Genomic DNA, 14,656 nt, shown 5'->3' on the forward strand with positions numbered 1-14,656 from the left:
CATGGACCGGAACGGGCGGACCGGCCCGCTCCCAGGGGAGTCCTCTCCGCCGGACGGGGGAGAACGGCCCCTCCGGGCCGCCCCCACCCCTCCGCTCAGGAACCGGCCGACGCCCGGAAGGTGACCCTCTCGTCGGACTCGCGTGCGGCCAGACCGTCCGCGCCCAGCTGATCGAGATGCCGGCACAGCACCACCGAGCCACCCGTCGCCAGCGGCGCGTACAACCCGAGGGACAGCCCCCGCCAGCTGTCGTACGCCAGGCCCGACAGCACCCGGGGCGCATCCGGCAGCCCGCCGGCGGCGGCATCGTCCAGCGCACGGGCCACGGTCTCCGTGCCCGTCAGCTCCGCACCGCCGACGACCAGCGCCGCCTCGCCCGGGTCCACCGGCGCGAACGGCGCGAAGCGGTCGCCCTGCCCCGGCACCTCCACCGCGTAGTCGGCGAAGCCCGCGGGCGCTGCGGGGAAACGGCCGCCCAGCGGGCGCAGCGCCAGCGCCACCCGCTCCCCGGAGCAGGCACGCGCCTCCTCCAGCCGGTCGGGGCCGGTCACGACCAGGTCCGCTGCGGACGGATCGCCGTCCACCTCGGCCACCACCCCCACCGACGAACACGCCAGCAACCAGACGGCGGTCTGCCAGTGGGCAGGCAGCAGCAGTGCGAGCCGGTCGCCGGGCGCGGCGGCCAGATCGCCCTGGAGATAGTTGGCGGTCTTCGCCACCCAATTGGCGAAGGTCGCGACGGACAGTTCCACGCGCTCGCCGGTGGCGTCGTCGTAGAAGGTCACGAGCGGGCGGGCCGGGTCCGCGGCGAGCGCGGAACGCAGCAGGTCGGCGGGGGTGCGATCGGTGGCGTTCATCGCGGTCAGATTACGCGCGGCACGCACTGACGGTCAGTCGGGCAGGACGGCTCGGGCCACCGGATCGGCCGATGCCCCGTCAGGTCAGCGATGGCGCGTCCCGCCCCGCCGTCCCAGGATTTCGACCATGCGCCCCTTCCTCGCCCTCCTCGCGATCACCCTCGGCGCCGCGGGCACCGCCGCGCTCACCCTGCCCCCCGACGCGCCGGCCGGTGCGGCCGCCACCCGGCCCGCACACCACCTCGCCCCACCCGCCGTGCCGCCACGGGCCACACCGGGGAGCACCCAGTCGCTGCCGGTCGCGGAGGCGGGGCACACGGCCGCCGTGCCGGGAGCCGACCGGGCCGCTCCGCCGGCGCCCGGCGTACGCGGTGTGCCCGCACGCGCCGTACGGCCGTTCTCGCTCGTCGGTGTCGTCTGGGACGACGCGGCGACCGAGCTCCACGGCCGGGTACAGGTCCGCACCCGCGCCACCGGCACCGGCAACTGGTCCACCTGGCAGGACGTACAGGCCCACAACGACGACCAGCCCGACCTGGACTCCCCCGAACGGCAGGGCCGGGTGCGCGGCAGCAGCGCGCCCCTGTGGGTCGGTGACTCCGACGCCGTGGCGATGCGCGTCATCCCGCAGGCCGACGACCGCGCACCGGCCACTCTCCCCGGCGGACTTCGGCTGGAACTCGTCGATCCCGGCGCCGCACCGCAGGCCGAGCGCGGCGTGCAGCACGACCTCCCGGCGGCCCAGGCCGGGCGCACCCCGGCCGGTCCGTTCACCGGGCCGCGCCCGCGGATCGTCACCCGGGCCGGCTGGGGCGCCGACGAGAAGATCCGCCAGCCGGGATACGGCTACACCGGCACCGTGCGGGCCGCCTTCGTCCACCACAGCGCCACCGGCAACAACTACACGTGCGCTCAGGCACCTTCGGTGATCCGCGCCATGTACCGCTACCACGTCAAGAGCAGCGGCTGGCGGGACATCGGCTACAACTTCCTCGTCGACAAGTGCGGAACCGTCTACGAGGGCCGCGCGGGCGGCGTCGACAAGCCGGTCATGGGCGCCCACACCCTCGGCTTCAACACCGACAGCACCGGCATCGCCGTGCTCGGCACCTTCACCGGCACCGAACCGCCCGAAGCCGCCATCGACGCCGTCGCCGGCCTGACGGCCTGGAAACTTGGCTTGAACGGCATCAACCCGGCCGCCACGACGCAGCTGCGGTCCGGCGGCGGCAACCGCTTCAAGAAGGGCGCCACCGTCCAACTGAACGTCATCTCCGGCCACCGTGACGGCTTCCGCACCGAATGCCCGGGCGCCCGCCTCTACGCCAAACTCGGCGCCGCCCGCACCGCGGCGGCCCGTCTCCAGGGCCGCTGACGGGGCGACCGGACCATCGGACGGATGTGCGACGCGGTTCGTGACCCTGACCACTGAACCGATCCACCGCGCGGCACGTCCTAACCGCTACGGCCCCCCTGTCGCCCCCGGCGCCAGGCGGCACCGGGAACGTCCCGCCGGGCACGAGCGGAAAACCGTCTGCCTACACTGGTCCGCCGATCGGCCGACCCCAGCAGGAAGCAGAGGACACCGTGAGCGTCGCGTGTGCAGCCGCCGGGCCGCGGTCGGCGATGAGGCCGCCGCACCGTTGCACTGCGCGGGCGGGGAAGCGAACAGAGGACACCGTGAGCGTCGCGTGTGCAGCCGCCGGGCCGCGGTCGACGACGAGAGCCGCACCGCTGCGCTGCGCGGGCGGAGAAGCGAACAGAGGGCACAGTGACTGAAGCGATCCTCCTGGTCGGCGGCAAGGGCACCAGGCTGCGCCCGCTGACGGTGCACACGCCCAAGCCCATGGTCCCGGCCGCCGGTGTGCCCTTCCTCACCCATCAGCTGGCGCGCGCCCGCGCCGCGGGTGTCGAACACATCGTCCTCGCCACCTCCTACCTCGCCGAGGTCTTCGAGCCGTACTTCGGCGACGGATCCGAGCTCGGCCTGCACCTGGAGTACGTCACCGAGGAAGAGCCGCTCGGCACCGGCGGCGCCATCCGCAACGTCGCCTCCCGGCTGCACTCCGCGCCCGGTGACCCGGTGCTGATCTTCAACGGCGACATCCTCACCGGCCTGGACATCGCGGCCCTCGTCGACACCCACCGCACCACCCGCGCCGACGTCTCGCTGCACCTCACCCGGGTCGAGGACCCACGCGCCTTCGGCCTGGTGCCCACCGACGGCACCGGCCGGGTCAGCGCCTTCCTGGAGAAGCCGCAGACTCCCGAGGAGATCGTCACCGACCAGATCAACGCGGGCGCCTACGTCTTCAACCGGTCCGTCATCGACACCATCCCGGCCGGCCGCCCGGTCTCCGTCGAACGGGAGACGTTCCCCGGGCTGCTCGCCGACGGCGCGCACCTCCAGGGCATGGTCGACTCGACCTACTGGCTCGACCTCGGCACCCCGCAGGCCTTCGTCCGCGGATCCGCCGACCTCGTCCTCGGCCGCGCCCCCTCGCCCGCCGTGCCCGGCCGCCGCGGCGACCGGCTCGTCATGGAGGGCGCCGAGGTCGCGCCGGACGCGAAGCTCACCGGCGGCACCGTCGCCGGGCCCGGCGCGGTCATCGGCGCGGGCGCACGGGTCGACGGCAGCGCCGTCCTCGAAGGCGCGGTGATCGAGCCGGGCGCCCAGATCAAGGACTCGCTGATCGGCGCCGGGGCACACATCGGCGCCCGTACGGTCCTGGACGGCGCGGTCATCGGCGACGGCGCACGGATCGGCGCCGACAACGAGCTGCGGGACGGCATCCGCATCTGGTGCGGCGCCGACATCCCGGCCGGATCGGTGCGCTTCTCCTCCGACCAGTAGCAGGCGGCGCTCGGTCCGACCCGACTCGGCCCGACCCGACTCGGCCCGACCCGACTCGGCCCGCCCAAACGGGCCCGACCCCTTGTCACCCGCATCGCCTAACCTGGCGGCATGCCCGCCCGTACCTGGGTCACGCCCGGCCCCTACGACCTGCAGCGCACGCTCGGCGTGCTGCGGAGGGGCCCCGGTGACCCCGCCTTCGCGGTGCGCGACGACGGCGTGTGGCGCTCCTGCCGCACCCCCGAGGGCCCCGGCACGCTGCGTGTCAGCGCCCGTCCCGCCGCCGGCAGCGTCGAGGCCACGGCGTGGGGGCCGGGTGCCGACTGGCTGCTGGAGCGGCTGCCCGACCTGCTGGGGGAGTCCGACGACCCGGCGGCGCTGACCGCCCGGCACCGCATCGTCCATGAGGCGCGCCGCCGCCACCCCGGCGTCCGGTTGGCGCGTACGGGTCTGGTCATGGAGTCGCTGATCCCCTCGATCCTGGAGCAGAAGGTCACCGCCGACGAGGCGTACCGCGCCTGGCGGCTGCTGCTGACGCGGCACGGCGAGCCGGCACCGGGGCCGTGGGAGCGGATGCGGGTGATGCCCGATCCGCGCGGCTGGCCACTGATCCCGTCCTGGGAGTGGCATCGCGCGGGCGTCGACGCGAAGCGGTCGTCCGCGATCCTGCGCGCGGTGCGCGTCGCGGGACGGATGGAGGAGGCCGCGCGGATGGATCTCGCGGACGCCACCCGCCGGCTGACGGCGCTGCCCGGTATCGGCCCCTGGACCGCCGCCGAGACCCTGCAGCGCGCGCTGGGCGCCCCGGACGCGATCACGGTCGGCGATCTGCATCTGCCGAAGATCATCGGCTATGCGCTCACCGGCCGCCGGGGCACCACCGACGCGCAGATGCTCGAACTTCTCGCCCCCTACGAGGGCCAGCGGCACCGCGCGGCCCGGCTGATCCTGCTGTCGGGCCGTACCCCGCCGCGCCGCGCCCCGCGCTTCCCGGTCGGCGACATCGCCCGCCTGTGACGGTCGGCGACATCGCCCGCCTGTAACGGTCGGCGACATCGCCCGGACGTGGCAGTCGGCGACGTCGCCCGGCTGCACGGCACGGGACGCAGCCGGGGCGCGTCCGCGAACGGCCCCTCACGGCTCGCTCAGCGCGGCCGAAGGGAGCGTGCGGACACACCCCGGACGCCTCAGTGTTTCAGTGCCTCAGCACACCTCGACGGGCGCCTCAGCGCACTTCGATGAAGTCCGCGCCGTCCCGGGCCGGCCGCTCCTTCGGCGGCGCGGCCGGGCGCCCCACGGCCACCGCGCCCATCGGCTCCCAGTTGTCGGGCAGTTCGAGCACGTCGCGTACGACGTCCCGGCAGAACATCGTCGACGACACCCAGGCCGAGCCGAGCCGCTCGCCGGCCAGTGCGATCAGGAAGTTCTGGATGCCCGCGCCGTTGGCGACGAGGAACATCTCGCGCTCCGCGGTGTTGCGCCGGGCGTCCGGGTAGGTGTGCGAACCGTCCATGACCAGGCACGGCACCGCCAGATACGGCGTGTTCCGCAGCACATCGCCGCGCCGTACCCGCTTGGCGACGGACTCCTCGCTGAAGCCGTCGGCCCGCAGGTCGGCCGCCCAGGCGTCCCGCATCGCGTCGAGCAGCCGCCGCCGGACCTCCGCCGACTCCACCAGCACGAACCGCCAGGGCGTGGTGTGGTGCGGGGCGGGCGCGGTCAGTGCCGCGGCGACCGCCCGGCGCACCGCGCCGCCGTCCACCGGCTCGTCGGTGAACTCCCGCACCGTACGCCGCAGCGTCACCGCTTCCCGTACGGCCTCCGAGGTGCCGAGCCGGAACATGTCGTCGTCGGCGACCCGCACCATCGCGCGCGCCCCCTCGCCGTCGCCCGCCCCGTCCACGATGTGCCGGAGGCCGCGTACGACCGCGACCGGCAGCCCGGCCGCCTTGCCCTTCACCAGGTCGCCGGCCGAGGCCAGTTCGTCGGCGGTGGCGACCACCGTCGCGCTGAGCGGATTGCCGTACGCGTCGGTGCCGCCGCGCAGGTCGTCCAGCACCCGCACACCGGCCGCCCCGATGGCGACGTCGGTGAGGCCGGTGCGCCAGGGCCGCCCGAAGGTGTCGCTGATGACGACGCCCACGTCGACACCGAGCGCCGTACGGAGGCCCGCCCGGATGGCGCGGGCCGAGGCGTCCGCGTCCTCGGGCAGCAACAGCACCGTCCCCGCAGGGGTGTTGGAGGCGTCGACACCGGCCGCCGCCATCACCAGGCCCTGCCGGTTCTGCACGATCCGCAGGGCGCCCCGGCGGGCCACCACCCGCACCGTCTCCGCGTCGATCGCCGCTTCGCGGTCCGTGGCCTCGACCACCCGGCCCTCGGCCTTGCTGACGATCTTCGAGGTCACCAACAGGACATCGCCGTCGGCGAGTCCGGGCAGTCCGTCGCCGGTCGCCGCCGCGACGATCAGCTTCACCAGATCGTCGCCCGGCCGCACCTCGGGCATCCCCGGCAGCGCCCACACCCGGTAGCCGGGCGCCTCGGCGGCCCCGGTCATGCCCGGACCTCCTCGGCCAGCGCCAGCGCCTCGCGCACCATCGCGGCCGTGGCGTCCACGTCCGTCATCATCAGCGGTACGGCGCGGCAGCGGATGCCGGCCTCCTCGATCTCGTCCACGGCCGCCGCGTCGACGGAGTCGACCAGCCAGCCGTCCAGCAGCCCCGAGCCGTAGTGCAGGGCCACGGCGGACGCGGTGGACTCCACGCCCACCGCCGCCAGCACCTTGTCGGCCATCCCGCGCACCGGGGCGTCCCCGACGATGGGGGAGAGGCCGACCACCGGCACCCCGGCGTCCGCGATCGCCTCGCGGATGCCCGGTACCGCCAGGATGGTGCCGATGCTCACCACGGGGTTGGACGGCGGGAAGAGCACGACGTCCGCGTCGGCGATGGCCTCCAGCACGCCGGGAGCCGGCTTGGCCTGGTCGGCGCCGACCGGCACCACGGCGTGTGCGGGGACCGAGGCGCGCATCCGCACCCAGTACTCCTGGAAGTGGACCGCTTTGCGCTCACCGTCCTCGTCGACCGCGACATGCGTCTCGATCCGGTCGTCGGACATCGGCAGCAGCCGCACCCCCGGCTTCCAGCGGGCGCACAGCGCTTCGGTGACGGCGCTCAGCGGATAGCCGGCGGCCAGCATCTGGGTCCGCACGATGTGCGTGGCGAAATCCTGGTCGCCGAGCCCGAACCACTCCGGCCCCACGCCGTAGGCCGCCAACTCCTCCTTCACCCGGAAGGTTTCGTCGGTACGGCCCCAGCCCTGCTCCTCGTTGATGCCGCCGCCGAGCGTGTACATCACGGTGTCGAGGTCGGGGCACACCTTCAGCCCGAACAGATGAATGTCGTCACCGGTGTTACCGATGACGGTGATGTCCGCGTCCGGAGCCGCTGCTTTCAGTCCCCGCAGAAAGCGGGCGCCGCCGATACCGCCGGCCAGAACCACAATGCGCATGCAGACAGTCTGTCAGTCGAAGACTGAATCCATGCGGGGTGGCGGCCGGGCCTCGTAGCGGAGGCGGCGCCATCGGCCCGGTGGCTCAGGTCGTGGCCGCACCGGGGGCGGCGGCGCGCTGCGCGAGGGGCGTCTCGGCGGCGGGGCGTTCGCCGACCGGGGGCAGCATCGGCATATCGGTCAGACCCGGGAAGTAGATGTGCAGGCTGGCGGCGGGTGTCAGGGCGTCGTTGACGACCTCGTGGACGTAGCCCGGCGCGAAGACCCGCTGCCGGCCCGCCCGCAGGGTGTGCTGCGTCCGCTGCGTGCCGACCGTGGCGTGCTCGGTCAACTCGCCTTCCAGGACGGTCAGCACACCGGAGGACAGGCCGTGGTCGTGCCGGCCGCTGCCCTGTCCCGGCACCCAGCTCAGCAGCCAGACCTCGTAGCCGGGGCCGGTGCGCAGCCGGTGGTACCAGCGGGTGGTGGCGTCGTAGCGGACGAGCGGGGCCCAGGCGGCGCGGTCGGCGGCGATCGAGCGGGCCAGGCCCACGAAGCCGGCGACGGTGGCCGGGTGCGCGGGGACGGGCGGCAGCAGGTGGGGGATGGCGAGCGGGTCGCCGGCGATCTGGACGTCGCTGTTCATGTGCTTCGAGTTCCTCGGCATAAGCGCTGGGGAGAGCGGGGGGAGGTGCGGCACGAGCGCGGGCTTGCCCGGTAGGGGGCGCGGCGCGGTGGCGCGGAGCAGGCGCTGCGGGGTGGTGCGAGCGAATCGGCTGGAGCTCAGTGGCTTCAACAGCTGGAACAGCGACAGCGAGCCTGCGCAGCGCAGAGTGACCCGTAGGCACGGGTCAGTCGGGGCATGCGGGTCGCTGGCATGGGACAAGCAGAGCGGACCTCGTGCGCGATGTCAACCGGATGTCCCGTTTGCGGCAGATGTTTCACCTCATCCGGTAACGGACTCCGGCGAAAGGTTTGTGCAGGTGCTGACCAGGAGAAGTCGCCCATCAACCGCGCTCTCAAACGCCGTTATGGTCCCGTGATCCGTCTGTGATCTTTTCCGCTTCGGCGTCCAGGATGCAACGCGAGTGCGGTCCGGTTGCGTCCCAGGTAGTGAGAAACGGCTGCCGGGTGGCGCGCTTGCGGTGTGTCCTAGTTTTTGGTGATTTGAACACTTTCCGCATACGCTTGGTTCCGCAGAGTGAATAAGGGGCTCAATAGCAGATCTCGGCTTGACTGGCCCGGATCAGCACACTTGTAATTTCACTCGTGTCGTTCAGCCGTTTTCGATCACGGCAAGACCACGGGGACGCAAAGACCACGGGGACGCAAAAGACAGACGAGGGGCGCACATGACCGAGCTGTTCCAGGAATTGCTGGTCGAGGAGGCGGACGAGGAGCTCGGCTGGCAGGAGCGCGCGTTGTGCGCCCAGACCGACCCCGAGTCCTTCTTCCCGGAGAAGGGCGGCTCCACCCGCGAGGCCAAGAAGGTCTGCCTCGCCTGCGAAGTCCGCTCAGAGTGTCTTGAATATGCCCTCGCCAACGACGAGCGCTTCGGTATTTGGGGCGGCTTGTCCGAGCGTGAGCGGCGACGACTGAAGAAGGCCGCCGTCTGAACGCGGCTCGGCAACCCCGCAGGCCCGCGGTGCGGAATTCCGCAGACCAAGCCGTCGGCCCACCTCAACTCCCCATATCCCCCTATAGCGAACACTCCGCCTCCTGCGCACCGGCCGCCGGAGGCGGATTGCTGTGCACCGACCCGGACGGAGCCGGACGGCGTCCCGGTGCGAACCATTAGTGTGGGGCCCCGTCCGAGACGTGCCGACGCCGCTGTGTGTGGGGGCGCGCGCGTCCCTCGTAGTCCGTCGCAGTGTCTTCCGGGGGCGGGGGCCTTGAGCGACTTCGCCGCGGGCCCCGAACTCCCGGGTCCGGAGGGCCCGTACCTCGATGTCCGTGCACAGCCAGTCGGCGGCTCAGGCCGCCTCATATACCGCCGCCACCCCAGAGTTCCCGCGGCATGTCGTCACCGCCGTGATCGTCTCGCACGACGGCGCCCGCTGGCTGCCCGAGGCGCTCACCGGCCTGCTCGGCCAGGAGCGTCCGGTGCAGAACGTGGTCGGCGCCGACACCGGCAGCGCGGACGACTCCGCGCAGCTGCTGGCCGAGGCCATCGGTGACCAGCGGGTGCTGCACCTCGCCCGTCGCTCCGGATTCGGCACCGCCGTCGACGAGGCCGTCCGTACCGCCGGCGTCCTCACCCCCGACGACCTGCCCTACCTGCGGCGGCCCAGCGGCTGGGACCCCGTCTCCCGCACCTGGCGCGACGACGCCTACGACATGCCGGAACTCCCGCACGGCGAACCCGTCCAGTGGCTGTGGCTGCTGCACGACGACTGCGCACCCGAGCCGGACGCGCTCGCCGAACTGCTGCGGGTCGCCGACGCCAGCCCCCGGGCGGTCATCGTCGGCGCCAAGCTGCGCAGCTGGTACGACCGCCGCCAGTTGCTCGAAGCGGGTGTCACCATCGCTCGCAGCGGCCGCCGTTGGACCGGCCTGGACCGCCGCGAACAGGACCAGGGCCAGCACGACCAGGTACGCCCCGTGCTGTCGGTGTCCACCGCCGGCATGCTCATCCGCCGCGACGTCTACGAGGAGTTGGGCGGCTTCGACCGCCGGCTGCCGCTGATGCGCGACGACGTCGACCTGTGCTGGCGCGCCCAGGCCGCCGGCCACCAGGTGCTCATCGCGCCGGAAGCGGTCCTGCGGCACGCCGAGGCCTCCGCCCGCGAACGCCGCCCCATCGACTGCGTCGGCCGTTTCGTCGCCAACCCGCACCGCGTCGACAAGGCCGGCGCCGTCTACACCCTGCTCGCCAACACCCGCGGCGCGCTGCTCCCGTACGTCCTGCTGCGGCTGCTGTTCGGCACCTTCCTGCGGGTCCTCGCCTACCTCGTGGGCAAGGTCCCCGGCCAGGCCCTCGACGAACTCGCCGGGCTCTTCGGCACCCTGCTGCGCCCCGGCAAGATCCTCGCCGCACGCAAACGCAGAGGCCGCCCCGCCGTCGAGGCGAGCGAGCTGCGGCCGCTCTTCCCGCCGCCCGGCGCGACCGTACGCGCCACCGTCGAGCAGGTCGCCGGCAACCTCGGCGGGCGCGCCGCACCGGACGTCGCCTCGGCCGGCCGGCACGGCGCCGTCGAGTCCGGCCCCGGCGGCGACGACGCCGACTTCCTGGAGGTCGAGCAGTTCGCCCGGCTCAAGCGGATCGCCCGCAGACCCGCCCCGGTGCTCTTCGTCGTGCTGCTGCTGGTCTCCCTGATCGCCTGCCGCGGGCTGCTCGGCTCCGGCGCGCTGACCGGCGGCGCGATGCTGCCGGCGCCCGCGAGCGTGTCCGACCTGTGGTCGGCGTATCTCGACAGCTGGCACGCGGTCGGCGTCGGCGGCACCGCGTCCGCGCCGCCCTACCTGGCGGTCCTCGCCGCCGTCTCCACCCTCTTCTTCGGCAGTACCGGCTTCGCCGTCACCCTGCTGCTGGTCTGCTCCGTCCCGCTCGCCGGACTGACCGCCTACTTCGCCTCCCGCCCGCTGGTCGCCTCCCGGCTGCTGCGCGCGTGGGGCAGCATCGCGTACGCCTTCCTGCCCGCGGCCACCGGCGCGCTGGCGGGCGGCCGGCTGGGCACCGCGGTGCTCGCCATCCTGCTGCCGCTGATGGCGCGCGCCGCCATCGCCGCGAGCGGCCTGCGGCTGGCGCCCGGCGCCCGGCCCAGTTGGCGCGCCGCCTGGGCGTACGCGCTCCTGGTCACCTTCACCATGGCCTTCACGCCCGTCGTCTGGCCGATCGCGGTGCTGCTCGGCATCGGCCTGCTGGTGCTGCGCTTCCTGGACGGCAACCGCGATCTGCTCATGGGCTACGGGCTGCGCTTCCTGGCCGTTGCCGTCGCGCCGCTCGTCGTGCTCGCCCCCTGGTCGCTGTCGCTGCTGACCCAGCCGTCCCGCTTCTTCCAGGAGGCCGGACTCGACTACGGCGCCGGCTCCGCCTCCGTACTGGACCTGATCGGGCTCAGCCCCGGCGGGCCCAAGGCCGCCGGCGGGGTGCTGCTGATCGGCGTCGTGCTGGCCGCGCTGGCCGCGACGCTGCGCGACGCGCGCCAGACCGCGATCCGTACCGCCTGGGCGGTGGCGGTGGCCGGGCTGCTGTTCGCCGCGCTGGGCAACGCCGCCGGCTGGACCGGCCCCGCGATGCTCGTCTACGGCCTGGCGCTGCTGTGCGCCGCCGCGGTCGGCGCCGAGGGCATCCGCACCCGGATGGCGACCCTCGGCTTCGGCTGGAAGCAGCCGGTCGCCGGGCTCATCGCGGTGGCCTCGCTGCTCGCGCCGCTCTACGCCGCGGTCAGCTGGATGATCACCGGTGCCGCCGGACCGCTGGAGCGGCGCGAACCGGTGCAGGTCCCGGCGTTCGTCGCCGAGGAGTCCGGCACCGCCGACCGGGCCCGCACCCTGGTCCTGGACGGCACCACCGGCCACGTCGACTACACCCTGGTCCGCGGCTCCGGCGCCCGCCTCGGCGACGCCGACCTGGCCGCCGAAGCCGGCGAGGACACCCGCCTCGGCGGCATCGTCGCCAACCTCGTCGCGGGCTCTGGCGCCGACCAGACCAACCAGCTCGGCGGCTACGCCGTCCGCTACGTCCTGGTCCGGGACGGCGCACCGCGCGAGATGGGCCGGGTGCTGGACTCCACCCCCGGCCTGACCCGGCTCAGCCAGGAGGACGGCAGCGCCCTGTGGCGGGTCGACCGGCGCGTCTCGCGGATCTCGATCGTCGCGGGCGAGGCCAAGGACGGCACCAGCGCCGGCGAGGCCGCAGCTCCCGTCGCCGTACCCGCCGGGCCGGTCGAGGCCCACACCGAGGTGCCCGACGGCGCCGGCGGGCGGGTGCTGCGCGTCGCGGACGCCGCCGACGACGGCTGGCAGGCCACGCTGAACGGCACCGCGCTCAAGCCCGTCACGCTCGACGGCTGGGCCCAGGGCTTCGAACTGCCCGCCGGCGGCGGCAAGCTGGACCTCACCCACGACGACCCCATCGGCCACACCGTCTGGCTGTGGGCGCAGGGGCTGCTCGCGACCGTGCTGGTGGTGATGGCCCTTCCGGGCCGCCGCCGGGAGATCGACGACGACCTGCCCGAGGAGGACGGGGCGGCCGCCGCCGCACAGGCCGCGGCGGCCACCGGCGACGGCCGGCGTGCCCGCCGGCTGCGCGCCCAGGCGGAAGCCGCCGGCGCCGCCGGCCCGGCGCCCGGCGCGGAGGACCTCCCGCAGCCGCCGTCCGCCGCCCCGATGGCCGAGGCGGTCCCCGGCCAGGACGGCGGCATGCCGGACGCCCCGTACGGAGCGGTCCCGCAGCAGCCGTCCTACGAGGAGTGGCAGGCGGCGCAGGAGCAGGGCGGCGCGGTGCAGCCGGATGGCGTGCCGGTCGACGCCGGACAGCAGCCCTACGCCCCCGCCGACCCCTATCAGGCCGGGCAGTACGACCCGTACGGGCAGCAGCCCTACCCGTCGGCGGACCCGTACCAGCCCGACCCGTATCCGGTCGATCCCTATCAGGCGGGGCAGTACGACCCGTACGGGTACGGGCAGCAGCCCGGATACGACCCGCAGCAGGGATTCGACGGCCGGCAGCCGCCGTACGACCCGGCGCAGCAGCCGTACGACGACGGCCTGCCGCAGCAGCAGCCCTACGACGACGGCCCGACGTACCACCCCGGCTCCTACCCCGAGCCGCGCCGTGACGGGAGCGACCAGCAGTGAAGCGCACCATGATGTCCCTCATCGGCGCGGGCGTCGCGCTCGCCGCCGTCACCGGTGTCGCCGCGGTGGTGGCCCCGGGCGGCGAGGCCCGGCAGGCGTCCGGCAGCGGCACCCGGCTGCCCGTTCAGCGCTCCGCGCTGCTCTGCCCGGCCCCGACGTCCTCGGAGGTCGGGGAGACGGCGTACACCGCCTTCGCGCCCCCCGGCGCCGCGGCCGGTGCGGACACCAAGAAGGGCACCGCGCAGCTGCTGCCCGCCGGCACGGTCGAGGAGGGCGGCGGCAGCGGCAAGAGCGACAAGGGTGACAAGGGCGGCAAGGGCGGTAAGAACGGCAAGGGCAAGGGGAAGGGCGCGGAGGACAAGGGCGCGGACCCGGACGCGCGGCGGGTCGTTCCGCCGCGGGACAAGAAGCCCGTCGTGCCCCTCAAGGCGGCCGGCAAGCCGGTCGGCGCCACGACCGACAGCGCCGACGCCCCCGCCCTGGTCGGCGCCGCCGACGGCACCCTCGCGCCCGGCTGGAGCGTCCAGCAGACCACCTCCGTCGCCGCCGGCGCCGGCCGCGGCCTGCTCGGGCTGAGCTGCACCACTCCCGACACCACGTTCTGGTTCCCCGGCGTGAGCACCGACAAGGACCGCCAGGACTACGTCCACCTGACCAACCCCGACTCGACCCCGGCCGTTGTCGACCTCGAACTGCACGGCAAGGACGGCCCGTTGACGGGATCGGCCGGCGAGGACATCTCGGTGCCGCCGCACACCACGGTCCCGGTGCTGCTCTCCACCCTCACCGGCGCCCCGGCCACCAACGCGGCGCTGCACGTCGTCGCGCGGGAGGGCCGGGTCGGCGCCGCCGTCCAGGCCACCGACGCCGCACACGGCAGCGACTGGCTGCCGGCCTCCGCCGACCCGTCGTCGCGGGTGGTGCTGCCCGGCATCCCGGCGGACGCCACCTCCGTGCGCCTGGTGGCCGTCGCGCCCGGCGAGTCCGACGCCGACTTCACGGTGCAGCTGGCCACCCCGACCGGTCCGATCACCCCGGCCGGGCTGGAGACGCTGCACGTGAAGAGCGGAATGACCACCGCGGTCGACCTGAAGGACATCACCCAGGGTGAGGCCGGCTCGCTGGTGCTGACGCCCGCCGACGGCGGTTCCAAGGCCCCGGTCGCGGTGGCGCTGCGGGTCATCCGCGGCAAGGGCGCCAAGCAGGAGATGGCGTTCATCCCGGGGACCCGGCCGGTCGAGAAGCGCGCCACGGTCGCCGACAACCGCGCGAAGGGCAGCACCCTCTCGCTCGTGGCGCCCGAGAAGGGCAAGGACGCGAAGGTCAAGGTCACCGCCTCGGCGGGGACCGGCGGCGGCACCCCGGCGTCGAAGACGTACACGGTCAAGGGCGGCACCACGCTCGCCGTCCAACCGCCGCGCCCCCAGGGCCTGAAGGGCTCCTACGCGCTGACCGTCGAGCCCGCGGCGGGCAGCGGGCCGGTCTACGCGGCGCGCACCCTGGCACAGCCGCAGGGCGGGCTGCCGGCCTTCACCGTGCAGACCCTGCCGGACGACCGCGGTTCGGTCGTCGTCCCGACGGCGGGCCAGGACCTGTCCCTGCTGACGGACTGAACCGGGGCCACGGGCCGGAGGGCCGCCGGACCGGACAGGTC

10 protein-coding genes are annotated in these 14,656 nt (G+C 74.1%); 6 read left to right on the forward strand and 4 right to left on the reverse strand.

The annotated features are described in order from the left end of the window. Positions 1-95 precede the first annotated feature (95 nt). Positions 96-857 carry a TIGR03089 family protein gene (locus tag ACIRQ7_RS27070; protein WP_404265266.1) on the reverse strand — a complete coding sequence of 254 codons (762 nt, stop codon included), beginning with the start codon at positions 855-857 and terminating at the stop codon, positions 96-98. 127 nt (positions 858-984) lie between these two features. On the opposite strand from ACIRQ7_RS27070, the gene ACIRQ7_RS27075 reads away from it, so the two are divergent. From ACIRQ7_RS27075 to ACIRQ7_RS27085, 3 genes are all read left to right on the forward strand, one after another. Further along, complete coding sequence (locus ACIRQ7_RS27075; RefSeq protein ID WP_404265267.1) at positions 985-2,232, forward strand: peptidoglycan recognition protein; 1,248 nt, start codon at positions 985-987, stop codon at positions 2,230-2,232. A 396-nt stretch (positions 2,233-2,628) separates the two neighbouring features. Further along, positions 2,629-3,711, forward strand: a complete 1,083-nt coding sequence (locus tag ACIRQ7_RS27080; protein ID WP_404265268.1) for a sugar phosphate nucleotidyltransferase — start codon at positions 2,629-2,631, stop codon at positions 3,709-3,711. A gap of 111 nt (positions 3,712-3,822) precedes the next feature. Continuing rightward, a complete protein-coding gene (locus ACIRQ7_RS27085; RefSeq protein ID WP_404265269.1) occupies positions 3,823-4,728 on the forward strand; it encodes a DNA-3-methyladenine glycosylase family protein in 906 nt (301 codons plus the stop codon). A 208-nt stretch (positions 4,729-4,936) separates the two neighbouring features. Here the strand turns inward: ACIRQ7_RS27085 and ACIRQ7_RS27090 are convergent, their stop codons facing one another. The 3 genes from ACIRQ7_RS27090 to ACIRQ7_RS27100 all read right to left on the reverse strand — a co-directional run bounded on the left by ACIRQ7_RS27090 (position 4,937) and on the right by ACIRQ7_RS27100 (position 7,846). Beyond that, positions 4,937-6,268: a coenzyme F420-0:L-glutamate ligase gene (locus tag ACIRQ7_RS27090; RefSeq protein ID WP_404265270.1), complete on the reverse strand. Its 1,332-nt coding sequence runs from the start codon at positions 6,266-6,268 to the stop codon at positions 4,937-4,939. Further along, complete coding sequence (cofD, locus tag ACIRQ7_RS27095; protein WP_401473129.1) at positions 6,265-7,221, reverse strand: 2-phospho-L-lactate transferase; 957 nt, start codon at positions 7,219-7,221, stop codon at positions 6,265-6,267. Before cofD ends, ACIRQ7_RS27090 begins: the two co-directional genes overlap by 4 nt. A gap of 85 nt (positions 7,222-7,306) precedes the next feature. Beyond that, the gene (locus tag ACIRQ7_RS27100) at positions 7,307-7,846 is read right to left on the reverse strand and encodes a cysteine dioxygenase (protein ID WP_404265271.1); all 540 of its coding nucleotides are present in this window, start codon (positions 7,844-7,846) and stop codon (positions 7,307-7,309) included. Between the two features lie 706 nt (positions 7,847-8,552). On the opposite strand from ACIRQ7_RS27100, the gene ACIRQ7_RS27105 reads away from it, so the two are divergent. The 3 genes from ACIRQ7_RS27105 (at position 8,553) to ACIRQ7_RS27115 (ending at position 14,615) form a co-directional block, all read left to right on the forward strand. Next, a complete protein-coding gene (locus ACIRQ7_RS27105; protein ID WP_003983763.1) occupies positions 8,553-8,816 on the forward strand; it encodes a WhiB family transcriptional regulator in 264 nt (87 codons plus the stop codon). A 331-nt stretch (positions 8,817-9,147) separates the two neighbouring features. After that, positions 9,148-13,002, forward strand: coding sequence for a glycosyltransferase (locus ACIRQ7_RS27110; RefSeq protein WP_404265272.1), 3,855 nt, complete (start codon positions 9,148-9,150; stop codon positions 13,000-13,002). Beyond that, on the forward strand, positions 12,999-14,615 hold the full coding sequence (locus ACIRQ7_RS27115; protein ID WP_404265273.1) for a DUF5719 family protein: 1,617 nt from the start codon (positions 12,999-13,001) through the stop codon (positions 14,613-14,615). Before ACIRQ7_RS27110 ends, ACIRQ7_RS27115 begins: the two co-directional genes overlap by 4 nt. Positions 14,616-14,656 lie beyond the last annotated feature (41 nt).

It is taken from the genome of Streptomyces sp. NPDC101393 (assembly GCF_044767385.1).
Classification (GTDB): Bacteria; Actinomycetota; Actinomycetes; order Streptomycetales; family Streptomycetaceae; genus Streptomyces.